This window comes from Rhodoferax sp. LS1R11 (assembly GCF_056521395.1).
Map to the genome: position 1 here is coordinate 1 of NZ_JBWMAW010000003.1, position 21,253 is coordinate 21,253.

Sequence of the window (21,253 nt, forward strand, 5' to 3'; positions counted from 1 at the left end):
GGGCCCGTTGCTGGCCCCGCGGTTTCCTCCCTCGAGGCTTGTACGACGCCCGCCCTTCAGTTCACTCCTGTCGCAACTGGTGCGCCGCTGCGGGTGGGCATCCTACAACCCTTAACAATTTCAGCCACCCAGCACAAACCGCGCTTCCAACGCATTCAGCAGTTCAAACGTATCAATAAACCGCACGCCAAAGTGCTGGCAAACGTTGGGGATCAGGAACTTACGGCGAGCTGCCGGGTTCAGTTGCTCATGCGTTACCACGGTGGCGTCCGTCGTCATGGCCTTGGCGATCAACCACGGGTCTGCGCCACCCAGAAATTCTTCAATTGCGCCAGCTTTCATTTGCAGGGTATTGCTGGCCACATGCTGGGCTACTTCGGCAAAAGCCGTCTGAGTAGCATCATCAGATTCTTCCAGGAATAGATGGGCATGATCTTTGGCCCACTCAGCTAATGTGTCGTTCCCACGTTGCAGTTCATCACGCACGCTGCGAATGCTGTTCACTTCACCGGTCTGGTTGGCTTTGAGCAGCCAGTCCCAGTAGCCGGGGCAAATGTGCATCTGGTAGTAGCGGTTTTTGGCTTCAATGAGCGTGTTGGCATCCAGCAGGTAAGTCACTATTCAATTACTCCCGCGAGCAGCCGCAGTTTGCCTGGCTGCACGCCGAGAAGGCGTCCTGCATCCCGTAGCAGCAGTCGACCGCTTAGGGCCTCTGTCAGCACAGCGCGAGCAAAGCGCTTGCTGTTCTTGACGCTGGCGTTGCTGTAAAAGTTGCCGCCACCGCCCGGTTTGTTTCGAAAGGCGGTCAGTTCGGCTTGGTAGTGCTGCCAATAGGTTACGTGATCTACCAGGTTCAAATCAAGTGCACGTCGCATGATGACGAGGCGGCTGACATGAAAGCGCCGCGCCAGTTCGGCCACGCGCTCGGGCAGGCTGGCCGTGTTGGCAGCCCACAGGGCAGTGAATACGTCATGCGGCGCCAAAAACTCCCCGGCTACGGCATTACAAAAAACTTCTTCACGCCGGCCATTGCCGGGGCTGGCGCTGGATATGCCGCTGCTACCCAACCAAATATGGGCCAGCTCGTGTAGCAGGGTGAACAGGCGCGCGGCCGGAGCGTCAGCGCTGTTGATGAATATGAGGGGGGCCAGTGGGTGGCTGACGGCAAATCCCCTGAACTCAGCGACGTCCAGCGGGCGATGCGTGTTGTTGCCTACGATGCCGCTACGCATGACAAGGATGCCTACGGACTCAGCCGCATCAATCAGCTGGCGGAAATAAACTTCCCAGGTGCGCTGGCCTTTTTCTACGTCTATGCCCAGCACGGCGCGCATGTCAGCGGCTACTGCTCGTATGGGGGCATCCGTTGAAAAGCGTGCCACAAAGGGCAGGGAATCGGTGCCTTCGTCGTACTGATGGTCCAGATACCAGGCTTGTCGTTGTAGCGACAGGCGGATGGTGTCAAGCAAATCTACGCTGGGGCGCGGCACAGGGGCGCCGCCCACCGTGCGCAGGTCAGGCAGAGGCAAATTTTCAGGGGGTGGCTCAGTCAGAAACAGGTAGCCAAACGGTGCATGCAAGGCCTGAGCAAGTTTTTGCGCTTGAAGAAAGGTCGGTTGGCTTTTACCTGCTTCCCAATGGGTCAGTTGCTCCGGCGAAATGCTGGCGGCACGGGCTGCGTCCCCCACATCCAGCCCACCGCGCTCACGCATCCAGCGCAGGATTTTGGGATTGATGTGGGCTTTGGCAGACATGGCCGCAGTCTAAACCAAGGGCGCCTTCCTCAAGCTGCCAGCCCCCCAGCGCAAAATCATCCGTGAAGTGATCCTGACCTTTGCCAAGGTGCATGACGAGGCGCAAACGCAAAGTGACAAGCCACAGGCGTAAATGGATTTTGCTATTTAATTGATAGCTACTTCCGCACGTCAGACGTGGGCTAGCGTGCTATTTCTTATAAATACATGGCGCTGGGTATCGTTCTATGCCTTTTCGGTTGAATGGTGTTTTATGAGTTGTTAAATCACATTTAAAACAAATTTTCGTTTGAGGTGTGATTTAATTTACCGATGTTGCATCGTTACGCTTTTTCCAATTTCCAATCTTTTCGTGAACGCGCCGAGGTGTCCTGGCTGCTGGACCGCAAGGTGCCGGACGCGGTGTGGTCGCGCCAGGCGGGTTCGGGCGAGCGCGTGAGCACGGTCATGGCGGTCATTGGCCCCAACGCCAGCGGCAAGACGGCGTTGCTCAAGCCCGTCCTGTTTCTGGACTGGTTCATGCGCCACTCGTTCAGTGCGGACCCTGTTGCACCGCTGCCGTTTCAGCCGCACGCGGCTGCACCCAACGAGCCGTCGGAGTTTGAGGTGGATGTTGACTTTGAGGGGCGTTTGTGGCGTTACACATTGCGCTGCACGCCAGAGCGCGTGTTGCACGAGGCCTTGTACGTCAAGCATGAGCGCATGCGTTATGTGTTTGTGCGCGATTGGAATGAAGCGGCACAGGCTTATGACATTAAGCAGCAGGATTTTGGCTTTGTGGCGTCCGAGGCGCGCAAGGTGCGGCCCAATGCGTCGCTGATCGCCACCGCGGCGCAATACGGTGTACCGCTGGCGCAGCGCCTGGTGAATGGCGCCATGTCGAGCAACATTCACCAGTTTGGCCGAATGGTGAATGATTCAGACCAGTTGATGCGTGCGGCGGCTTACTTTGCCCGTGAAGAGGTGCAGCGCCAGCAGTTGGTGCGTTTGTTGTCAGCCTGGGACTTGGGGTTGAGCGATGTGCAGGTGCGTGAGCTTGAAACCGTCTTGCCCGATGGCAAGAAAGAGAAATTCTGGTTGCCTTTTGGCGTTCATCGCGCGGCGAACGGTGCGCAGTTTGAGTTGCCGTTCATGCTGGAGTCCAGCGGCACGCAAGGCGCACTGGTGCTGTTGCATCGCCTGCTGCCGGTGCTGCAGTCGGGTGGGCTGGCTGTGATTGACGAGTTTGAAAATGACCTGCATCCGCACATGCTGGAGCCCATTCTTGACTTGTTTGCCAACCCGGTGACCAACCCGCACGGCGGTCAATTGCTGTTCACTTGCCACGCCATGGAGGTGCTGAATGTCGTGCACAAGGCGCAGGTGATGCTGGTTGAAAAAGACGCCAACAACGAGAGCAGTGCCTGGCGGCTTGACAGCGTGGAGGGCATCCGCAGCGATGACAATTTCTACGCCAAGTACATGGCTGGCGCCTATGGCGCCGTGCCGCAGCTATGAGGCACAACACCAAGCTGCGGCAGGTGGCACGAACGCTCTTGCTGGTGGGTGAGGGTGACGCGGAGGTTCAGCTCATGCAGCACTTGAAAGGCTTGTATGTGCAGCGGGGCTCGGGCGTGGTGGTCACCATCAAAAACGCACGAGGCAAAGGGGCTGCGCATGTGGTGGATTTTGCATTTCGCCAGTCGCGCAATGCGGCCTATGACATGAGGGCCACGTTGCTGGATACTGATGCGGATTGGAACGACAAGACCCGTGCAGTAGCACGCAAGGCCAAGATTCAGGTACTGCCATGTGAACCTTGCCTTGAGGCCGAGTTGCTGCAAGTGCACCGTGTACCTGTGAGTGGACTGACGACGGTGCAACTGAAACGGGATTTTTTAGCCCGGTTTGGAGCTGTCGCGTCAGACGAGTTCGTTCTTCGTCATTTCAGCCGCGAGGTGATTGACGAAGCACGATCCCGAATCGTCGTTCTGGACGAACTTTTGAATCTGTTAATGACGAAATAGATCACAAGGCTGCATCACCGGTTGGTGGCAGTACGAGCGCCAACGGCGCCATGTCCTCCACCTTGCGGTCAACCAAAAGTTGCATGGCCTGACTGGTATTTGTCCGCCTCGGTGCCTACACTGAATATCCGCCCTTGGGCCAAGGTGCGGTATCTCTCGCACGGGTGCCAAGGGACAGAGTGAAAGGATTGCATATGCTGACCAATTCCTCCGTGACGACCATGCTGCCTGTGATTGACATGGATCGGGCCAGAGCGTTCTACGAACGAAGCCTCGGATTGACGCCCAGTGGCTTTCGGCCTGACGGCAAGTTTATGTATCAAGTGGGGGGGAGCACGCTGGCGCTTTTTCCCAAGCCGGAAGGCACCAAGGCCGAACACACGGCGATTAGCTTCCAAGTCCCAGACATTGCCGCGAGCATCGCAGAACTGAAGAAGACGGGTGTGGTATTCGAGAACTATGACTTTCCGGACTTCAAGACCGTCGATCACGTTTGCGTTCTGGGCGCAGAGAAGGCGGCCTGGTTCAAGGACACAGAAGGCAACTACCTTTGTCTTCATGAGGATCTTGCGTAGTGCGACTCAGCGTTGATGAGGCGCAACACGAAGCTATGGCAGGTGGCACGAACGCTCTTTTTAGCTATCTAATTAATAGCTACTCCCGCACGTCCCACCTGGGCTACAGCCCTATTTAATATAAATTCAACGCCCAGCCTGCTGCCACGCCTGCACGTACAAACGCCCGCGCGCCAACACCTGCGCAGCGGAGGAGCCCGGTGCGTACAACTGGCTGCCAATGCCAAAACCGGTGGCCCCGGCGGCTTTCCAGGCGGTCATGCTCTCTGGCGTGATGCCGCCCACCGGCCACAGGTCAACCCCGTTGGGCAACACCGATTTAAACGCCTTGAGCCCGCCGTGGCCCACCATCTCGGCGGGAAACAGTTTGAGCGCCTGCGCGCCTGCCTGCAAGGCGGTGAAGGCTTCGCTCGGGGTGGTCACGCCGGGCGCGCACAGCATGCCCAGGGCTACGGCGCGCTCAATCACGCGCACATCGCAGTTGGGCGACACCATCAGGCGGCCACCGGCGGCGTGAACCGCGTCCACATCGGCCACGGTCAGCATGGTGCCGCCGCCCACCAGCGCATCGGCGGGCAGGGTGCGAGCCAGCAGTTCGATGCACTGCAGGGCGCCGGGGCGGTTCAACGGCACTTCCAGCGTGCGAAAGCCGCTCTCGACCAGGGCCTCGCCCACGGCGACGGCGCTGGCCGGGTCAAGGCCCCGCAAAATGGCCACCAGAGGCATGTGCCGCGCCTGATCCAGCAGTTGTTGTGCGGTTTTCATTGGGTTTTTCCGTGCGATTGAAGGTGGGACATGGCGCCGATGAAGGCCGCCCTGGCGTCGATGACTTCAAAGCTCAGGCCCAGCTCGGCCGCCGCGCCCTGGTAGTGGGTGGCCAGTTCGGGCGAGCCGATCAGCTTGAAGGTCTGTGGGTCGGCCGCGCGGGTGCCCGGGGGGCGGCGCAGCACGTCCTGCAGTTCGGTGCCGATGAGCAGGCCGCTCAAATAGGCTTTGGTGCTGGCGGCGGGCATGTCGCCGCACACCACGCGGGCGCGGCAGCCAAACAGCTGGTGGCTCAGGGTGCCGTGGCCCGCGGCCCGCACGCCTTCGTTAAAGGCGCTGTGGTCCCACACCGCTGCGCCGGAGCCAACGGCCGCGGCGATCGTGCCATGTTTGCCCAGCAAGTCAAACAACTCGCCGGTCATGTAGGTGCGCAGTTGGGTGATGCGGCCGTTGTGCAACGCCACCCATTTGCTGTGGGTGCCGGGCAGCACAAACCAGCCGCTGTGGTGGCCCAGGGTCAAGGCGCCCAGCAGCTGGGTTTCTTCACCGCGCATCACGTCAGGCTGGCCTTGCGCGTTGCGGATGCAGTAGCCTGGCACGATGAACGCGGGGGTGGCACAGGCAGCGTCTTTCACGGCCACCAGATGCTGCGCCAGTGCTTCCAGCGGCACGCTGCCATCCACGTAAGGCACCTCCTGCCAGCCCAGGGCGCTGCCCACCATGCCAGCCATCACCACGCGCTCCGGTGTGGCGTGCAATTGGTTCAAGGCGTCTGCGAGGGCGGGTGCAAAACGGCCCTTGCTCGCCAGTGCGCCCTGGTCGTCGGAGATTTCTGCAGTGCAGGCGCCCGTCGTGTTCAAGGCGTAGCTGCGGCGGTGGGTGGTGCCCCAATCCAGGCCGACAAAGGGAATTTCAGTCTTGGCGTTCATGTGCGTTCAAAAGGGTGGCAGGCGGGTGCATTTAATCATATGATGATTGGATTGCCAACCCCCACTTGCAGCTTCGCTGCCCCCACACCATGAATCCTCCCGCCAGTGTCAATACCGCGACCTACACCGGACGGAACTTGCATGGCAAGGTGGTCCAGGAGCTGGGGCGCCGCGTGGTCAGCGGAATGTATGCCGCCGGTGCGCAGTTGCCCAACGAGGAGCAGTTGTGCGGCGAGTTGCAGGTCAGCCGCACCGCGCTGCGCGAGGCGGTCAAGGTGCTGGCGGCCAAGGGGCTGCTGGAGCCGCGTCCGCGCATCGGCACCCGGGTGCGCAGCAAAGACCTGTGGAATCTGCTGGACCCCGACATTCTGGCCTGGCGCTGCGCCACGGGGGCTGACGCCGAGTTTTTGCAGCACCTGACCGAACTGCGTGAAATCATTGAGCCTGCTGCGGCGTCGCTGGCGGCGTCCAGTCGCAGCGCGGAGCAGCTTCAGGTCATCCAGGCCGCGTTAAACGACATGCAGAATGCCCAGTCGCTTGCCCAGTGGGTGGACGCCGATCTTGCCTTTCACACGGCCATTCTCAGGGCCACGAACAATCCCTTGCTGATGCCGCTGGCCGCCATCATTGGCAGTGCACTGGCGTCCTTGCTGGTGGTGACGGCGCGTTCGGCCGGGGACTTCAAGCGCGGTTTGCCGGACCACCAGAAAGTGTTTGAGGCGATCCAAAACGGCGACTCGCAAAACGCCCTGCACCGCATGGCGGGCATGTTGTCGGATACCCGGGCGTTGATGAAGCGTTCGGTTTTATTGGTATGACCATTAACGAGCGGTTCTAGCTACCCTTGTTGGATTCCGCCAGCGTGGCCCGCTCTTGCGCCATTTGTTCTTCGAGTTGCTGGCGGCCCTGCTTCACCACCGAGATCAGCTTGGCGCGATCCTGGTAGTGAGGTTGCATTTTTTCAAACAACTCCAGGTTGTGTTGGCGAAAACGCCCCGCGTTGGCGCGGGCTTCATCGGCACCCTGGCCCAACAGCTCCAGCACGCTGCGCGCACTGCGCAGGCTGGACTCGAACAACTCGCGTTGCACCCGCATCACGCCCCGGTCACGCAGCTTGTGCCAGTGCGTCACGTCCCGGGCGCGGGCGACGATGTCAAGCTGGGGAAAGTGGGCCTGTGCCAGGTCCACGATCTTCAGTGACTGCGCCATGTCGTCCACCGCCACCACCAGAATCTTGGCGCTCGCGGCACCGGCGGTGCGCAGCAGGTCAAGCCGCGTGGCGTCGCCGTAAAACACGCGGTAGCCAAAGCTGCGCGCCGCCTCGATCATTTCGGCGTCGTGGTCCAGCACGGTGGTGGGAATGCCTTGCGCGAGCAGCATGCGCGCCACGATCTGGCCGTAACGGCCAAAGCCCGCAATCACCACCGGGGCCTCTTGCTGCTCGGAGATTTCTTCCAGTTGCGGCACGCCACAGTGGGCATAACGCGGCAGCAGCAGCTTGTCGATGGCCACCAGCATCAGCGGGCTCACCAGCATGGACACGGCCACCGCGCCAATCAGCAGCGAGGCCGTTTGGGCCGAAAACACGTTGGCGCCCGCGGCCGCCTGGAACACCACAAACGCAAACTCGCCGCCCTGCGCCAGCAGCAGCGTGAACACCGCCCGCTCCTGAAACGGCAACTTCATGAGCCGGGCCAGGGTGTAGATCACCACGCCTTTGACCAGCAGAAACCCGATGACGATGAGCGCCATCAGCCCCGGCGACTGGCGCAGCACGCCAAAGTCGATGCTCATGCCCACGGCGATGAAGAACAGGCCCAGCAGCAGGCCCTTGAAGGGCTCGATGTCGGTTTCCAGCTCACGCCGGTACTCGCTCTCAGCCAGCAGCACACCGGCCAGAAAGGCGCCCAGCGCCATGGACAGGCCCACAAACTGCATTAGCCCGGCAATGCCGACCACCAGCAAGAGCGAGGCGGCGGTGAAGATTTCGGGGGTGTTGGAGCGCGCAATCCAGCGAAACAGCGGGCGCATCAGCAAGCGCCCCCCCAGAATGATGCTGGCAATGACTGCTACTATTTTTATAGCTGCTTGCGCATGATCAACGGGGGCTGCAGCCTCATTTGATATAAATGCGACGCCTAAGAGCGGCAGCAGCGCCAGGATCGGGATGGCGGCCACGTCCTGAAACAGCAGCACCGAGAACGCGGCCTGCCCGCTGCTGGTGGGCATCAGGTTGCGCTCCCCTATCACTTGCAGCGCAATCGCCGTGCTGGAGAGGGCCAGGCCCAGCCCGGCCACCAGCGCCACCCGCCAGTTCACGCCAAAGCCCATGGCAACGGCCGTGAGCAGCAGCGCGCAGCCCAGCACCTGGGCGCTGCCCCAGCCAAAAATGGGGCGGCGCAGGCTCCACAGGCGTTTGGGCTCCAACTCCAGTCCGACCAGGAAGAGCATCAGCACCACGCCGAATTCGGCAAAGTGCAGGATGTCCTCTACATTGGTGACCAGGCCCAGGCCCCAGGGGCCAATCGCGATGCCCGCCGCCAGGTAACCAATGATGGACCCCAGCCCCAGGGCCCGGCTCAAGGGCACGGCAATGACCGCCGCACTGAGATAGATGAAGCTGTTGATCAGCCAGGCGGGCGTGTGTTCCATGTCGGCTTGCCAATCCAGAAAAAAGGTTGCGGTGAGTCTATCGCGCAGACTGGATTTGTCGCTCATCGGACACGGCGGTTCTGCGTGCCTCGCTACAGTGAGGGCATGAAAACCATACCCACACTTGCCGAACTTTCCAGCTTGGCCGGACAGGAGGTCGCTGTCAGCGACTGGATCACCATCACGCAGGCGCAGGTCAACCTGTTTGCCCAGGCCACGGGCGACCATCAGTGGATTCACGTGGATGTCGAGCGGGCCACCGCCGGGCCTTTTGGTGCGCCCATTGCGCACGGGTTTTTGACGCTGTCACTGATCCCGGCGTTTTTCGAGTCATCGATCACGGTGGTCGAAGCCCGGATGGGCGTGAACTACGGGCTGAACAAGGTGCGCTTCATGGCGCCGGTGCCGGTGGGCAGCCGCCTGCGTGCCCGTTTGAAACTGCTCAAGAGCGAGTCCATTGACAACGGCGGCGTCCAGCTGACCTGGGAAGTGGCGATTGAGCGCGACGGCGCCGTGAAGCCAGTGTGTGTGGCCGAGTCGCTGGCGCGTTATTACCCCTGAACCGGCGCCGACCTGGCCGCCACGGTGTCAAACCCGTTTTGCCGCCAGGCTTCAAAAACGGTGACGGCCACGGCGTTGGACAGGTTCAGGCTGCGCTGGCCTTCCCGCATGGGCAGTTTCAAGCCCTGGCCGGGGGCAAAAGCGGCGCGCACGGTGTCTGAGATGCCCTTGGTTTCCGAACCGAACACCAGCCAGTCGCCGGGCTTGAACGCCACCTCGTAGGGGCTTCGGGTGCCCCGCGTCGTGAGGGCAAAAAGACGGTCGGGTGCGGGTTGTTCATCGCGCAGGAACGAGGCCCAGTCGGCGTGGCGCTTGAGTTCGGCGTACTCGTGGTAGTCCAGACCGGCGCGGCGCATGTGCTTGTCGTCCATTGAAAAGCCCAGCGGCTCCACCAGATGCAGGGTGCAGCCGGTGTTGGCCGCCAGACGGATGATGTTGCCCGTGTTGGGCGGGATTTCGGGTTCGACGAGGACAATATGAAACATGCCCGGATTGTCGCCCCTCACTCCGTGCGCGCGATCACGATGCCCGTGATGTGCGCCGCCCCCGCCGCCCGAAGGACCCTGGCGGCGGCAAACAGCGAGGCGCCGCTGGTCATCACATCGTCCACCAGCACTACCCGCGCGCCTTGTACTTTTGGGAGCAACAAGGGGTCGACGGCAAAGGCGTTTTTCACACTCTCAAGCCGTTCCACCCGGTTCAGGGCACTTTGCGGCGGTGTGTCCTTGATGCGCAACAGCACATGCGGGTTGGTTTTGTGTGGCGAGAGTTGCCTGGCCAGGGTCAGGGCCTGGTTGAAACCCCTTGTTTGCAGCCGGGTCCGGGACAGGGGCATGGGCAGCACGAGGTCCGTCGCGTCCAGCGCCGGCTCCACCCAGGGCGTGCTGTGCAGCAGCAAGGCCAGGGCGCTGGCATGCCCTGGCTGGTTATGGAATTTGTAGCCGACGATCAAGCCAGACCAGGGGTAGGCATAAGAGACGGCGGCCAGGCAGCCGTCCAGTGGCGGCGGGTTCTTGACGCATTCTCCGCATCGCCGAACGCCTGCGGGCACCGGCAACGCGCAGGTCTGGCAGCGGGGCAGGGGCTGGGCAAAGCGGTTGACGCATGCTTCGCAAATGCTCTGGCTTGGCCAGGCATGGCACACGCTGCACTGGCTGGGCAGTGCGTTCAACACTCCTTTGATCAATCCGAAAAACATCGACTCAATATACTCTGGCGGCACTCCTCATCACCATGCCTACCCAACGCCCTCCCACGATCGATCCCCAAGCTGCCCAGCGCTGGCAGCAAATGCCCGCGGGCCCCTCACCCTGGCTGCATGAGGAGGTGGCGCGGCGCATGGAAGAGCGGCTGGAGTGGATCAAGCTCAAGCCCCAGAACTGGGCGCACTGGGAGCCGGTGCGCGGGGGGCTTGAAGCGCATGAGTTGTTGGCACGCCGTTACCCTGATTCAAGCTGTTTTGTGGTTGAGACTGAGATTGATCGTGCAGAGTTTGCTTCCAAAAGAATAGCAAAATCCTGGTGGCAGCCTGCCCGCTGGACGGGCAAGTCATCGCGTTTTGAAGTGCCAACCGACAGTGCGGTGCAAATGGTGTGGGCCAATATGGCCTTGCACATGGCCGCCGACCCGCAGGCCTTGATGGCCCAGTGGCATCGTGCTCTGGCGGTTGATGGATTTTTGATGTTTTCCTGCATGGGGCCGGACTCCTTGAAGGAGTTAAGGGGCTTGTACCAGGCGCTGGGTTGGCCCGCGCCTTCCCATGAATTCACGGACATGCACGACTGGGGTGACATGCTGGTGGCTGCCGGTTTTGCGGAACCCGTCATGGACATGGAACGCATCACCCTGACCTTCGAGACGCCGCAGCGACTTCTTGAAGAATTGCGCGGCTTGGGCCGAAATCTGCACCCGCAGCGGTTTGCCGGTCTGCGCGGCCGTCAATGGCATGCGCAGTTGAAAGAGGCGCTTCAAAGCAAACCACTGGAGTTGACGTTCGAGATTATTTACGGCCATGCGTTCAGGCCTGTGCCGCGACTCGCCATGCGTGCTGAAACGGTGCTGTCTTTGTCGCAGATGCGTGAAAGCTTGAACCAGCGCAAAACGTATCTCCCCAATCCTTGAGAAGCGGGCTTGACATGGGGGATGCGCTTGATACCGTGGGCTACAATATCGCGAGATACATAGGCGATCCCTTATGTACCTTGCATTCTGAATTGTGTTGAATCGTATTCAGCGGGTAAAGCTAGTGACAAACTTGGCGTTCAGGTTCGCGACAGTTCAAGGTAAGAACATCCAATGGTTTCTGCAACGTAACTGTGCGGCAACGCCGGCTCAGCTGGGTTGGGTTTATCTGTCACTTTGTCTGCTTTCCCTGTTGATCGGCATGGTATTTTGGGCGCATGGTGCCGTATTGGTCTTGCCTTTTGCCTGGCTGGAGTTGCTGGCCGTAGGCGCTGGTTTTCTGTTTTATGCCCGCCATGCGACGGACGGCGAGCGGATTTACTTGCAAGGCAGAAATCTTGTGGTGGAGTTCGAAAACGCTGGCAAGCTGGAGCGTGCAGAGTTTCGCCGTGAATGGGTTCGGGTAGAGCCGAAACTCGGGGACAGGTCTTTGATTGAGGTTTCCGGGCAGGGACGATCAATCAGTGTGGGTCGATTCGTCAGGCCGGAATTGCGGCCAGAGTTGGCAAAAGAGATTCGGATGGCACTGCGGGACGCATGAAGGCAGGCCCGGTTGTCGGGTCAGATTCGGTTAATTTGAGGCAATGAAAAGTGAGCATGATGAAGAGCATTTTCAATAAATTGAATAGCACGCTGTTGGCTGCTGGCGCTTGGGCCGGGTCGGCTGCATTTACCGCGGCCCATGCCGTTGGCGACTTGGCTGGCGGCCCTGCTGTCAATCAACTCAATTTGGCTCCAGCAGTCACCAAAATTGCCGAGGAACAAGCCTGGCTGCATTGGTTTATGTTGATCTTGTGCACCGTGATTTTTGTAGCTGTGTTTGCCGTGATGTTTTATTCCATCTGGAAGCACCGCAAATCGGTTGGTCACAAGGCCGCAAATTTCCACGAGTCCGTGACGGTCGAGATCATCTGGACCATCGTTCCATTCGTCATCGTGATCCTGATGGCCCTGCCGGCTACCAAAGTCGTGGTTGCCATGAAAGACACAACCAACGCAGATGTCACCATCAAGGCGACCGGTATGCAGTGGAAGTGGGGTTACGACTACCTCAAGGGCGAGGGCGAGGGTGTTTCCTTCATCGCGTCGCTTGACAGCGCCCAGCGCGAAATGTCCAACAACGGTGGCCCCAAGGCTGGCGAAGTGGTGAATGATTACCTGCTGAAGGTCGACAATCCATTGGTTGTTCCCGTCAACAAAAAAATCCGCATCATCACGACGGCCAATGACGTGATTCACGCGTGGATGATTCCAGCTTTTGGTGTCAAGCAGGATGCGATTCCCGGTTTTGTGCGTGACACCTGGTTCCGTGCTGAAAAAACCGGTGATTTCTACGGCCAGTGCGCGGAGTTGTGTGGCAAAGAGCATGCTTACATGCCGATCCACGTGAAGGTGGTTTCCGCTGAAGAGTACACCGCCTGGGTCGACGGCGAGAAGAAAAAGCTGGCTGCCAAAGCCGATGATCCTGCCAAAGTGTGGACCGTCGAAGATCTCACCAAGCGTGGCGAAAAGGTTTATGCGACGAATTGTGCAGCTTGCCACCAGGCCAACGGCAAGGGTGCAGGCCCGATCAAGCCGCTGGACGGCGCCGCTGTTGTGCTTGATGCCGACAAGGGCAAGCAGATTGCTGTCTTGCTGAATGGTCAGAACAATGGCGCCATGCCCGCATGGAAGCAGTTGAGCGACACAGAGCTAGCTGCTGTGATCACTTACACCAAGAACAATTGGTCAAACAAAACGGGTCAACTGGTTCAGCCAGCTGACGTGATGGCTGCTCGCAAGTAAGCCCTCGCACCACGAATACCAGTATTGAGAAGGAAAGCAGAATGAGTGCCGTTCTAGACCACCACGATCACGCCCATGACGATCATCACGACCACGCGCCCACAGGCTGGCGTCGTTGGGTGTTTGCCACCAACCACAAAGATATCGGGACTTTGTATTTGTTGTTCAGTTTCACCATGCTGATGATTGGCGGCGTCCTTGCGCTGTTGATTCGCGCCGAGCTTTTTCAGCCTGGCCTGCAGTTTGTGAACCCTGAGTTGTTCAACCAGCTCACCACGATGCATGGTCTGATCATGGTGTTCGGCGCCATTATGCCGGCCTTTGTCGGTTTTGCGAACTGGATGATTCCGTTGCAAATTGGCGCGGCTGACATGGCCTTTGCCCGTATGAACAACTTCAGCTTCTGGTTGATGATTCCTGCAGCGGTGACTTTGGTTACATCGTTTTTCATGCCTGGCGGCGCGCCAGCAGCTGGATGGACGCTTTATGCGCCGTTGACCCTGCAAATGGGCCCCAGCATGGACGCTGGTATTTTTGCCATGCACGTCCTGGGTGCGAGTTCCATCATGGGTTCGATCAACATCATCGTGACCATTCTCAACATGCGTGCCCCTGGCATGACGTTGATGAAAATGCCGATGTTCTGCTGGACCTGGTTGATCACCGCTTACTTGCTGATTGCCGTGATGCCCGTGTTGGCTGGCGCAATCACCATGACTTTGACAGATCGTCATTTTGGTACGAGCTTCTTCAACCCCGCCGGTGGCGGTGACCCGGTGATGTACCAGCATATTTTCTGGTTTTTCGGTCACCCTGAGGTGTACATCATGATCTTGCCGGCCTTCGGCATCATCAGCCAGATCGTGCCCGCCTTTGCGCGCAAAAAATTGTTTGGCTACGCATCGATGGTGTACGCCACGTCTTCCATTGCCATCCTGAGTTTTATCGTGTGGGCTCACCACATGTTCACGACGGGCATGCCAGTGACAGGACAGTTGTTCTTCATGTACGCCACGATGTTGATCGCGGTGCCTACCGCTGTGAAAATTTTCAACTGGATCGCCACCATGTGGCAAGGCTCCATGACGTTTGAAACTCCCATGCTGTTCTCGGTGGGCTTCATTTTCGTGTTCACCATGGGCGGTTTCACAGGTCTCATTCTGGCGATGGCGCCCATTGATATCCAGTTGCAAGACACTTATTACGTGGTTGCTCACTTCCACTATGTGTTGGTGGCAGGTTCCTTGTTTGCGATGTTTGCAGGCTTCTACTATTGGGCGCCCAAGTGGACCGGTGTGATGTACAGCGAAACCCGCGGCAAGATTCACTTCTGGTGGTCGCTCATTGCATTCAACGTGACATTTTTCCCAATGCACTTCCTGGGTCTGGCCGGTATGCCACGTCGCTATGCTGACTACCCCATGCAGTTCGCGGATTTCAACGCCTTGGCCTCAGTGGGTGGTTTCCTGTTCGGTTTTGCCCAGGTTTACTTCTTCCTGTTCATTGTTCTACCCGCCATGCGTGGCAAGGGCGAAAAAGCGCCCCAGAAGCCTTGGGAAGCTGCTGAAGGCCTGGAGTGGGAAGTGCCATCGCCTGCGCCATTCCATACCTTCGAGACACCTCCAAAACTGGATATCACAGCCACTCGCGTGATTGGCTAAGCGGTCGGTTGGAATGCAACGGAAAAGTGCTTTTTTCATAAAGCTCTTTTCCAATTTACAAAGAATTTCATGACATCTGAACAAAAGAAAGCAAACGTCAAAACTGGATTGATCCTCGCATCAATCGCTTTGATGTTTTTCGTCGGGTTCATGGCAAAGATGATTGTTTTGAGCAAGTAGGTCATGAGTCTGCGCAGCGCAAATATCAAGATGGTGAGCAAACTGGTCGTGATCACGGCTGGTATGTTTGCGTTTGGTTATGCGTTGGTGCCTTTGTACAAGGCTATTTGTGAGATGACTGGCATCAATGTGCTGGCTCTTGGGGAACGAAACATTCCAGGTGCCAAGGCAACTCTGCCCGCCAACACCCAGGTGGACAAGAGTCGCACGATCACGGTGGAATTCGATGCCAACTCACGCGGGCCCTGGGAGTTCAAGCCTGCACAGCGTTCCATTCAGGTTCATCCAGGTGAATTGGCAACGGTAATGTACGAGTTCAAAAACGTGCAAAACCGACGCATGTCGGCACAGGCCATTCCCAGTTACGCTCCGCAGCAGGCGAGTCCCCATTTCAACAAGTTGGAATGCTTTTGCTTCAACCAATACACGCTGGAACCGGGTGAAAAAAAGTCTTGGCCGGTCGTGTTTGTGATTGATTCCAAGCTGTCCAAAGATGTATCGACAATCACTTTGTCGTACACCTTTTTTGAAGTGGGTGGAAAAACGCCGCCCGCCCCGGTGGCGAATGCCGTTGAGCACGTGACGACAATCTCAGGCTCATGAGTGAGCCTGTAAGCAACAAGGACAGCGTCCGAAACACATCGGTGTGGCGCTCCATCAAAATGGTGGCATGGTCATTTTTTGGAATTCGAAAAAATAGCGAATCGCAGGAAGATATGGCTCGCGTGAACCCATTTCATATCATTGCAGTGGGTATTGCAGGTGCCATGATTTTTGTAGTTGGTTTAATAGTGCTGGTTAACTGGGTGGTTGCCAAATAAGGCACCACGCAGCAACTGAAAAATTGAAGAGAACTGGAAGAATTGGAGCAGACATGAGTTCAACAACACACGCCGCAACACCGCATTATTTTGTGCCCAGCCCGTCACGGCATCCTGCGATGGCTGCCTTGGGTCTGTTTTTCGTCATCTTGGGCGCAAGCCAGTGGATCAATGGCGCTGATTGGGGCAAATACGCGCTCAGTATCGGCATGGTCTGGTTTTTGGGTGTGTTGTACCAATGGTTCAGCGAATCGATTGGCGAGAGCGAAGGCGGACAGTACGGTCACAAGATCGATTTGTCTTATCGCTGGAGCATGAGTTGGTTCATCTTCTCTGAAGTGATGTTTTTCGGCGCTTTCTTCACGGCTCTGTGGTGGGCCCGTGCCCACTCGGTGCCCGCGTTGGGGAGCCTGGACAATGCCGTGCTTTGGCCTGATTTCAAAGCCGTCTGGCCCAGCTTGGCCGCCGGTGTGACCGCATCACCCGCTGGCATTGTTGAGCCGTTCACCACCATGACGCCTTTCTGGTTGCCCACCATCAACACCGGTTTGTTGTTGAGTTCTGGCGTGACTTTGACCATTGCCCACCACGCGTTGATCAGCGGTAACCGCGGCAAGACGATTGCCTTCATGTGGATGACCGTGTTGCTGGGTATCGTATTCTTGTTCGTTCAGGGTTACGAGTACTACCACGCATACCATGAGCTCAACCTGAAAATGACTTCTGGTGTGTACGGTTCCACCTTCTTCATGTTGACCGGTTTCCACGGCTTCCACGTGTTTATCGGTATGTTGATGTTGTTGTTTGTAACCTTGCGCCTGCAAAAAGGCCACTTCACTGCTGAGCGGCATTTTGGATTTGAAGGTGCCGCCTGGTATTGGCACTTTGTTGACGTGGTCTGGCTTGGACTCTACGTGTTGATTTACTGGATGTAAGTCAGAATGCCCAGCAAAAAGGCACCGCGCGCGGTGCCTTTTTGATTGTGGCGAGGGTTACAGGCTTTACTGGCCGGCGGCAATTCCTGTGGGTTGGATGTAGCCAAACTTCCACGCCAGCAGAATGCTGACAAAAAGCAGAACAGATATGCCGACCCGCATCGCCAAGGCAAATGCCATTTTTTGAGCCCTTGATTTACTGCTGCTGTTGTTTTTCATCATGAAAAAAAGTGCGGTTCCCAAGCTGCCGAGAATGGCAACGAATGCGACGATGACCAAGTATTTCATAGACAGGATTATCCGTTGAGTTCACGTTGGAAGTTCTGGTTGATCACCCTACTGGCTTTGTTGTCAGTGGTGCTGACGTTGGCATTGGGTCGTTGGCAGCTGTCCCGGGCAAGCCAAAAAGAGGCCTTGCAGGCTTCGATAGAGTCGAAAGAGGCGTTAGACCCACTGGACACCCGCATGCTGGCGTCAGCGTCTGATCCGCTGGCTGTCTTGCACCGTCGGGTGACGTTGCGCGGCCAATGGGTCGCAGGGCATACGGTCTATCTGGACAATCGCCAGATGAATGGCAAACCTGGCCTGTATGTGTTGACCCCTTTGGCGCTCGATGGAGATGCCGGCGTGGTTGTAGTCCAGCGGGGCTGGGGGGCCAGAAATTTCATTGACCGCACGAAGGTGCCAGACGTGGTTACCCCCACCGGACCTGTCACTATTCAGGGGCGGATTGTCCTGCCGCCATCCAAGTTATATGAGTTCGAAGGCCCGGATACAGGGCGTATCCGGCAAAATCTCGACATGACGTCGTTCAGCGCTGAGGTCGGGATGCCCCTGCTGGCGGTCTCCATTCAGGAGACCGGTCCGTTGACGGACGGCTTGCTGCGTGAGTGGCCAGTGGCCATCACGGGTGTTGAAAAGCACCATGGCTACGCTGTGCAATGGTTTGCATTGAGCGCATTGATTTCAATTCTTTATGTCTGGTTTCAAATTGTTAGACGATTCATCTCCCCTCAACGCCCCTGATGCGGCTGCACCCTTTGGGGCTGCACGCGGCGACCAGCCGCTGGGTTTGACGGTTCATTCCATCCCCGCTCCGGAACGTGTCTTGGAAACAGCGGCGCGGCGCACTGGTATGGGTCGCTGGAAAATGATTGCCCTTTTTCTGGCTTGCGCATCACCGGTGGTGGCGTCGTATGTCACTTATTACGTGATCCGGCCAGAAGGACGCCGTAATTTTGGCGAGTTGATTGATCCCCAGCGACCCTTGCCTGATCAGGCAAGCATGAATCTGGCAGCCGAAAAGAGCAATCTCAAATCGCTCAAGGGCCAGTGGCTGCTTGTCAGCGTGGCCAATGCAGCATGTGACGAGGAGTGCAGCCGTCATTTGTACCTGCAGCGCCAGCTGCGTGAAGGATTGGGCAAGGACAAAGACCGCCTGGACTGGGTCTGGCTGCTGACCGACGATGCAGCGGTTTCAGAGAAGCTGCTGCCGGCCTTGAAGGGGGCCACGGTGTTGCGTGTGTCGGAGGCTGGTCTTTCGGACTGGCTGTTGCCTGCCAAAGGGCACCAGCTTTCTGAGCACCTGTATGTGGTCGATCCGATGGGTAACTGGATGATGCGTTTTCCGGCCAACCTCGAGGTGGCCAGTGCCGCCAAGGCCAAAAAGGATCTGGAACGGTTGCTGCGGGCCTCCGCCTTTTGGGATCAACCGGGGCGCGAATCGTCACCCCAAGCCAAACCTGAAGTCGCGCAGTAAAAAGAAATGACTCCGCACGCTCCTTACAACCTGTCGCCGCTGGTCAGCATGATGCTCCTGGGCGCTCTGCTGGCGCTGGGGCCGTTGAGTTGGGTTTGGTTTCGCCACCGTGGTGCCACGCCGGTTCGGCGGCTCCAGGCGCTGACGGTTCTGACCCTTTTTCTGACCTTTGATCTGGTGCTGTTTGGTGCCTTCACCCGCCTGACTGATTCGGGCCTGGGTTGTCCTGACTGGCCCGGTTGCTATGGCAGTACCAATCCAATCGGCGCGAAGGTACACATTGAAGCCGCTCAAAACGCCATGCCTTCGGGCCCTGTGACCCACAGCAAGGCCTGGGTTGAGATGATTCACCGCTACCTGGCGACCACTGTGGGTGTACTCATTCTGGTGTTGGCCGTGACCAGCTGGATTACCCACAGGCGCAAAGCGCAGGGGAGTGTCATCAGTCCATGGTGGCCCACGCTGACGCTGCTGTGGGTGTGTATGCAGGGTGCTTTTGGCGCTTTGACGGTGACCATGAAGCTTTTTCCGGCCATTGTCACGCTGCATCTGCTGGGGGGGCTGACATTGCTGGCGCTGCTGTGTGTGCAGGTGGTTCGCTCAGGGCAGGCCAGCGGTGGTTTAGCTGTCGTGACCCTCAACCCGGGTTTGCGCACTTGGCTGTGGCTGTCTTTTTTCCTCCTGCTGGTTCAAGTCACGCTGGGAGGTTGGGTCAGCACCAACTATGCGGTCCTGGCTTGCCAGGACTTTCCGACGTGTCAGGCCAGCTGGTGGCCTGCAATGAACTTTCAGCAAGGTTTTCAAATCTGGCGTGAGTTGGGCTTGACTTCGAGCGGCGAGGCGATCGAGTTTTCCGCCCTGACCGCCATTCACTACGTCCACCGGCTTATGGCCGTTGTGGTGCTGACCGTGCTTGGCGTGCTGTCCTGGCGCCTGAATCGGGTCGCTGCATTGCGCACCCCATCGCGCTGGCTGGCCGCGTTCATCAGCTTGCAGTTGCTCACTGGCCTGAGTAATGTGGTGCTGGACTGGCCTCTGGTGGCGGCTGTGTTGCACACGGGTGGTGCTGGCGCACTGATTGTTGTTCTGACCTGGGCGATCACAGCCAGCCGCGCACGCTCCCTTTCCCTGGCACCTGTTGCCCAAGATCCCTCTGTCTCGAGACTGTCCGCATGACTGCCATTTCCCCTCCCGTGACCGCCTCTGTGTTCAGTCAGTTCCATGCCCTGACCAAGCCGCGCGTGATTCAGCTGATTGTTTTTTGCGCCCTGATTGGCATGGTGCTGGCGGTGCCCGGCGTGCCGTCCTGGCCCGAAGTCAAAGTCGGCTTGATAGCCTGCCTGGGCATCTGGCTGGTGGCTGGCGCAGCGGCGGCATTTAACTGTATTGTCGAGAAAGGCATTGATGCCAAGATGAAGCGCACCTCCTGGCGGCCCACGGCCAAGGGTGAGCTCAACGACGTGCAGACGCTGCTGTTCTCGGCCGTGTTGTGCGGCCTGGGGTCGACGCTCTTGTACGTCTGGGTCAACCCGCTGACCATGTGGCTCACCTTTGCCACGTTCATTGGCTACGCGGTGGTCTACACCGTCATTCTCAAGCCGCTCACGCCGCAAAACATCGTCATTGGCGGCGCCTCGGGGGCCATGCCCCCGGTGCTCGGCTGGGCCGCCATGACCGGGGATGTGGGGCCTGAAGCGCTGATCCTGTTCCTGATCATTTTCTTGTGGACACCGCCGCATTTCTGGGCGCTGGCCCTCTATCGCGTGGAAGACTATCGCAAGTCGGGTCTGCCCATGTTGCCGGTGACCCACGGCAACGAGTTCACCCGCCTGATGGTGCTGCTGTACACCTTCATCCTGTTTGCAGCCTGTCTGATGCCCTATGTTTATGGCATGAGCGGGTGGATTTACCTGGTGGCGGCGGTGGGGCTGAGTATCGGGTTTTGCCTGTACGGTTTCTGGCTGTGGCGCGACTACTCCGATGCGCTGGCGCGCAAGACCTTTCGCTTTTCCCTTATTCACCTCAGCGTGCTGTTTGCTGCCCTGCTGGTGGACCACTATGTACTGTGATCATCACATGAACAAACGAAATGCTCTTAAAAAGATAGCTGGCTACGCACTGTTTACGGGGGCTACAGCCCTGTTAGTCGCTTGTTCTGAGAAAAAACCCAGTTTTTCTTCCATTGACCTCACCGGCGCCGACTATGCGCGTGATTTTGCGTTGACGGACCACAACGGCCAGTCACGCAGCCTCAAAGATTTTGCCGGCAAAGTGGTGGTCATGTTCTTCGGTTACACCCAGTGTCCGGACGTGTGTCCCACCTCCATGGCCGAGCTGGCCGAGATCAAAAAACTGCTGGGCAAAGACGGCGAACGCCTGCAGGGCCTGTTTGTCACGGTGGACCCGCAGCGCGACACCCCTGAGGTGCTCAAAGCCTATATGGCCAACTTTGACCCGAGTTTTCTCGCGCTCTACACCACCCCCGACAAGCTGGAAGCCGTCGCCAAAGACTACAAGGTGTATTACAAAAAGGTGGATGGCAAAACACCCACCAGCTACACCATGGACCATTCCGCAGGCAGTTACGTCTACGACACACAGGGCAAGCTGCGCCTGTACACCCGCTACGGCACGGGCGCCGCACCCCTGGCGGCCGACATCAAACTGCTGCTGCAGAACCCGTGAGCGC

Annotated in this window: 26 protein-coding genes; 18 read left to right on the forward strand and 8 right to left on the reverse strand. The window is 58.4% G+C overall.

The features are described 5' to 3' along the window. Positions 1–120 precede the first annotated feature (120 nt). Positions 121–618 (reverse strand): DUF4411 family protein, encoded by a 498-nt coding sequence (locus tag AC097N_RS04675; protein WP_479579586.1) that lies wholly within the window; start codon positions 616–618, stop codon positions 121–123. After that, complete coding sequence (locus AC097N_RS04680; RefSeq protein ID WP_479579587.1) at positions 618–1,754, reverse strand: ImmA/IrrE family metallo-endopeptidase; 1,137 nt, start codon at positions 1,752–1,754, stop codon at positions 618–620. Before AC097N_RS04680 ends, AC097N_RS04675 begins: the two co-directional genes overlap by 1 nt. Positions 1,755–2,066: 312 nt before the next feature. On the opposite strand from AC097N_RS04680, the gene AC097N_RS04685 reads away from it, so the two are divergent. From AC097N_RS04685 to AC097N_RS04695, 3 genes are all read left to right on the forward strand, one after another. Beyond that, on the forward strand, positions 2,067–3,251 hold the full coding sequence (locus tag AC097N_RS04685) for an AAA family ATPase (RefSeq protein WP_479579588.1): 1,185 nt from the start codon (positions 2,067–2,069) through the stop codon (positions 3,249–3,251). Continuing rightward, positions 3,248–3,760: a hypothetical protein gene (locus tag AC097N_RS04690; RefSeq protein ID WP_479579589.1), complete on the forward strand. Its 513-nt coding sequence runs from the start codon at positions 3,248–3,250 to the stop codon at positions 3,758–3,760. Before AC097N_RS04685 ends, AC097N_RS04690 begins: the two co-directional genes overlap by 4 nt. A 194-nt stretch (positions 3,761–3,954) precedes the next feature. Continuing rightward, positions 3,955–4,335 (forward strand): VOC family protein, encoded by a 381-nt coding sequence (locus tag AC097N_RS04695; protein ID WP_479579590.1) that lies wholly within the window; start codon positions 3,955–3,957, stop codon positions 4,333–4,335. Positions 4,336–4,461: 126 nt separating this feature from the next. On the opposite strand, the gene AC097N_RS04700 is transcribed toward AC097N_RS04695, so the two are convergent. Both AC097N_RS04700 and AC097N_RS04705 read right to left on the reverse strand, forming a co-directional pair. After that, positions 4,462–5,100, reverse strand: a complete 639-nt coding sequence (locus AC097N_RS04700; protein WP_479579591.1) for a 2-dehydro-3-deoxy-6-phosphogalactonate aldolase — start codon at positions 5,098–5,100, stop codon at positions 4,462–4,464. Further along, positions 5,097–6,029 carry a 2-dehydro-3-deoxygalactonokinase gene (locus AC097N_RS04705; RefSeq protein WP_479579592.1) on the reverse strand — a complete coding sequence of 311 codons (933 nt, stop codon included), beginning with the start codon at positions 6,027–6,029 and terminating at the stop codon, positions 5,097–5,099. Before AC097N_RS04705 ends, AC097N_RS04700 begins: the two co-directional genes overlap by 4 nt. Before the next feature lie 89 nt (positions 6,030–6,118). Between AC097N_RS04705 and AC097N_RS04710 the strand changes: the two genes are divergently transcribed. After that, a complete protein-coding gene (locus AC097N_RS04710; RefSeq protein ID WP_479579593.1) occupies positions 6,119–6,847 on the forward strand; it encodes a FadR/GntR family transcriptional regulator in 729 nt (242 codons plus the stop codon). A gap of 16 nt (positions 6,848–6,863) precedes the next feature. Here AC097N_RS04710 and kefC read toward each other — a convergent pair whose 3' ends face one another. Then, positions 6,864–8,681, reverse strand: a complete 1,818-nt coding sequence (gene kefC, locus AC097N_RS04715; protein WP_479580089.1) for a glutathione-regulated potassium-efflux system protein KefC — start codon at positions 8,679–8,681, stop codon at positions 6,864–6,866. Positions 8,682–8,786: 105 nt separating this feature from the next. Between kefC and AC097N_RS04720 the strand changes: the two genes are divergently transcribed. Continuing rightward, complete coding sequence (locus tag AC097N_RS04720; protein ID WP_479579594.1) at positions 8,787–9,242, forward strand: MaoC family dehydratase; 456 nt, start codon at positions 8,787–8,789, stop codon at positions 9,240–9,242. On the opposite strand, the gene AC097N_RS04725 is transcribed toward AC097N_RS04720, so the two are convergent. Both AC097N_RS04725 and AC097N_RS04730 read right to left on the reverse strand, forming a co-directional pair. Further along, on the reverse strand, positions 9,233–9,727 hold the full coding sequence (locus AC097N_RS04725; protein WP_479579595.1) for a tRNA (cytidine(34)-2'-O)-methyltransferase: 495 nt from the start codon (positions 9,725–9,727) through the stop codon (positions 9,233–9,235). The two genes, AC097N_RS04720 and AC097N_RS04725, sit on opposite strands and share 10 nt — an antisense overlap. Before the next feature lie 17 nt (positions 9,728–9,744). Then, a complete protein-coding gene (locus AC097N_RS04730; protein WP_479579596.1) occupies positions 9,745–10,440 on the reverse strand; it encodes a ComF family protein in 696 nt (231 codons plus the stop codon). A 35-nt stretch (positions 10,441–10,475) separates the two neighbouring features. Between AC097N_RS04730 and AC097N_RS04735 the strand changes: the two genes are divergently transcribed. The 8 genes from AC097N_RS04735 to AC097N_RS04770 all read left to right on the forward strand — a co-directional run bounded on the left by AC097N_RS04735 (position 10,476) and on the right by AC097N_RS04770 (position 16,805). Then, positions 10,476–11,363 (forward strand): biotin synthase, encoded by an 888-nt coding sequence (locus AC097N_RS04735; RefSeq protein WP_479579597.1) that lies wholly within the window; start codon positions 10,476–10,478, stop codon positions 11,361–11,363. Between the two features lie 124 nt (positions 11,364–11,487). Beyond that, entirely contained in the window at positions 11,488–11,964 is a 477-nt protein-coding gene (locus AC097N_RS04740; RefSeq protein ID WP_479580090.1) for a DUF2244 domain-containing protein, read from the forward strand. Between the two features lie 59 nt (positions 11,965–12,023). Beyond that, the gene (gene coxB, locus AC097N_RS04745; RefSeq protein WP_479580091.1) at positions 12,024–13,208 is read left to right on the forward strand and encodes a cytochrome c oxidase subunit II; all 1,185 of its coding nucleotides are present in this window, start codon (positions 12,024–12,026) and stop codon (positions 13,206–13,208) included. Between the two features lie 41 nt (positions 13,209–13,249). Further along, the gene (gene ctaD, locus AC097N_RS04750; protein WP_479579598.1) at positions 13,250–14,869 is read left to right on the forward strand and encodes a cytochrome c oxidase subunit I; all 1,620 of its coding nucleotides are present in this window, start codon (positions 13,250–13,252) and stop codon (positions 14,867–14,869) included. Between the two features lie 69 nt (positions 14,870–14,938). After that, positions 14,939–15,049 carry a cytochrome oxidase small assembly protein gene (locus AC097N_RS04755; protein WP_479579599.1) on the forward strand — a complete coding sequence of 37 codons (111 nt, stop codon included), beginning with the start codon at positions 14,939–14,941 and terminating at the stop codon, positions 15,047–15,049. A gap of 3 nt (positions 15,050–15,052) precedes the next feature. Then, complete coding sequence (locus AC097N_RS04760) at positions 15,053–15,652, forward strand: cytochrome c oxidase assembly protein (RefSeq protein WP_479579600.1); 600 nt, start codon at positions 15,053–15,055, stop codon at positions 15,650–15,652. Continuing rightward, positions 15,649–15,870 (forward strand): DUF2970 domain-containing protein, encoded by a 222-nt coding sequence (locus AC097N_RS04765; RefSeq protein WP_479579601.1) that lies wholly within the window; start codon positions 15,649–15,651, stop codon positions 15,868–15,870. Before AC097N_RS04760 ends, AC097N_RS04765 begins: the two co-directional genes overlap by 4 nt. A 53-nt stretch (positions 15,871–15,923) precedes the next feature. Then, a complete protein-coding gene (locus AC097N_RS04770) occupies positions 15,924–16,805 on the forward strand; it encodes a cytochrome c oxidase subunit 3 (protein ID WP_479579602.1) in 882 nt (293 codons plus the stop codon). A 66-nt stretch (positions 16,806–16,871) separates the two neighbouring features. Here AC097N_RS04770 and AC097N_RS04775 read toward each other — a convergent pair whose 3' ends face one another. Further along, on the reverse strand, positions 16,872–17,093 hold the full coding sequence (locus AC097N_RS04775) for a twin transmembrane helix small protein (protein ID WP_479579603.1): 222 nt from the start codon (positions 17,091–17,093) through the stop codon (positions 16,872–16,874). Positions 17,094–17,108: 15 nt separating this feature from the next. On the opposite strand from AC097N_RS04775, the gene AC097N_RS04780 reads away from it, so the two are divergent. Genes AC097N_RS04780 through AC097N_RS04800 form a run of 5 tightly spaced genes read left to right on the forward strand, consistent with a single transcriptional unit; the run spans position 17,109 to position 21,249 of the window. Continuing rightward, entirely contained in the window at positions 17,109–17,831 is a 723-nt protein-coding gene (locus AC097N_RS04780) for an SURF1 family protein (protein WP_479579604.1), read from the forward strand. Beyond that, complete coding sequence (locus AC097N_RS04785) at positions 17,782–18,564, forward strand: hypothetical protein (RefSeq protein WP_479579605.1); 783 nt, start codon at positions 17,782–17,784, stop codon at positions 18,562–18,564. The genes AC097N_RS04780 and AC097N_RS04785 overlap by 50 nt, the downstream gene beginning before the upstream one ends. Positions 18,565–18,570: 6 nt before the next feature. Beyond that, complete coding sequence (locus tag AC097N_RS04790; RefSeq protein ID WP_479579606.1) at positions 18,571–19,740, forward strand: COX15/CtaA family protein; 1,170 nt, start codon at positions 18,571–18,573, stop codon at positions 19,738–19,740. Further along, complete coding sequence (cyoE, locus tag AC097N_RS04795; protein ID WP_479579607.1) at positions 19,737–20,633, forward strand: heme o synthase; 897 nt, start codon at positions 19,737–19,739, stop codon at positions 20,631–20,633. Before AC097N_RS04790 ends, cyoE begins: the two co-directional genes overlap by 4 nt. Before the next feature lie 7 nt (positions 20,634–20,640). After that, on the forward strand, positions 20,641–21,249 hold the full coding sequence (locus AC097N_RS04800; protein ID WP_479579608.1) for an SCO family protein: 609 nt from the start codon (positions 20,641–20,643) through the stop codon (positions 21,247–21,249). Positions 21,250–21,253: the final 4 nt, after the last annotated feature.

Bases quoted from the DNA above. Each gene is read 5' to 3' on its own strand.
- AC097N_RS04695 (WP_479579590.1), top strand. From the start codon at position 3,955: ATGCTGACCAATTCCTCCGTGACGACCATGCTGCCTGTGATTGACATG.
- AC097N_RS04680 (WP_479579587.1), bottom strand. From the start codon at position 1,754: ATGTCTGCCAAAGCCCACATCAATCCCAAAATCCTGCGCTGGATGCGT.
- AC097N_RS04770 (WP_479579602.1), top strand. From the start codon at position 15,924: ATGAGTTCAACAACACACGCCGCAACACCGCATTATTTTGTGCCCAGC.
- AC097N_RS04700 (WP_479579591.1), bottom strand. From the start codon at position 5,100: ATGAAAACCGCACAACAACTGCTGGATCAGGCGCGGCACATGCCTCTG.
- AC097N_RS04775 (WP_479579603.1), bottom strand. From the start codon at position 17,093: ATGAAATACTTGGTCATCGTCGCATTCGTTGCCATTCTCGGCAGCTTG.
- AC097N_RS04705 (WP_479579592.1), bottom strand. From the start codon at position 6,029: ATGAACGCCAAGACTGAAATTCCCTTTGTCGGCCTGGATTGGGGCACC.
- coxB (WP_479580091.1), top strand. From the start codon at position 12,024: ATGAAGAGCATTTTCAATAAATTGAATAGCACGCTGTTGGCTGCTGGC.
- AC097N_RS04790 (WP_479579606.1), top strand. From the start codon at position 18,571: ATGACTCCGCACGCTCCTTACAACCTGTCGCCGCTGGTCAGCATGATG.
- kefC (WP_479580089.1), bottom strand. From the start codon at position 8,681: ATGGAACACACGCCCGCCTGGCTGATCAACAGCTTCATCTATCTCAGT.
- AC097N_RS04760 (WP_479579600.1), top strand. From the start codon at position 15,053: ATGAGTCTGCGCAGCGCAAATATCAAGATGGTGAGCAAACTGGTCGTG.
- AC097N_RS04685 (WP_479579588.1), top strand. From the start codon at position 2,067: ATGTTGCATCGTTACGCTTTTTCCAATTTCCAATCTTTTCGTGAACGC.
- AC097N_RS04725 (WP_479579595.1), bottom strand. From the start codon at position 9,727: ATGTTTCATATTGTCCTCGTCGAACCCGAAATCCCGCCCAACACGGGC.
- AC097N_RS04785 (WP_479579605.1), top strand. From the start codon at position 17,782: ATGTCTGGTTTCAAATTGTTAGACGATTCATCTCCCCTCAACGCCCCT.
- AC097N_RS04710 (WP_479579593.1), top strand. From the start codon at position 6,119: ATGAATCCTCCCGCCAGTGTCAATACCGCGACCTACACCGGACGGAAC.
- AC097N_RS04730 (WP_479579596.1), bottom strand. From the start codon at position 10,440: ATGTTTTTCGGATTGATCAAAGGAGTGTTGAACGCACTGCCCAGCCAG.
- AC097N_RS04765 (WP_479579601.1), top strand. From the start codon at position 15,649: ATGAGTGAGCCTGTAAGCAACAAGGACAGCGTCCGAAACACATCGGTG.
- AC097N_RS04735 (WP_479579597.1), top strand. From the start codon at position 10,476: ATGCCTACCCAACGCCCTCCCACGATCGATCCCCAAGCTGCCCAGCGC.
- AC097N_RS04755 (WP_479579599.1), top strand. From the start codon at position 14,939: ATGACATCTGAACAAAAGAAAGCAAACGTCAAAACTGGATTGATCCTC.
- AC097N_RS04800 (WP_479579608.1), top strand. From the start codon at position 20,641: ATGAACAAACGAAATGCTCTTAAAAAGATAGCTGGCTACGCACTGTTT.
- cyoE (WP_479579607.1), top strand. From the start codon at position 19,737: ATGACTGCCATTTCCCCTCCCGTGACCGCCTCTGTGTTCAGTCAGTTC.
- ctaD (WP_479579598.1), top strand. From the start codon at position 13,250: ATGAGTGCCGTTCTAGACCACCACGATCACGCCCATGACGATCATCAC.
- AC097N_RS04720 (WP_479579594.1), top strand. From the start codon at position 8,787: ATGAAAACCATACCCACACTTGCCGAACTTTCCAGCTTGGCCGGACAG.
- AC097N_RS04690 (WP_479579589.1), top strand. From the start codon at position 3,248: ATGAGGCACAACACCAAGCTGCGGCAGGTGGCACGAACGCTCTTGCTG.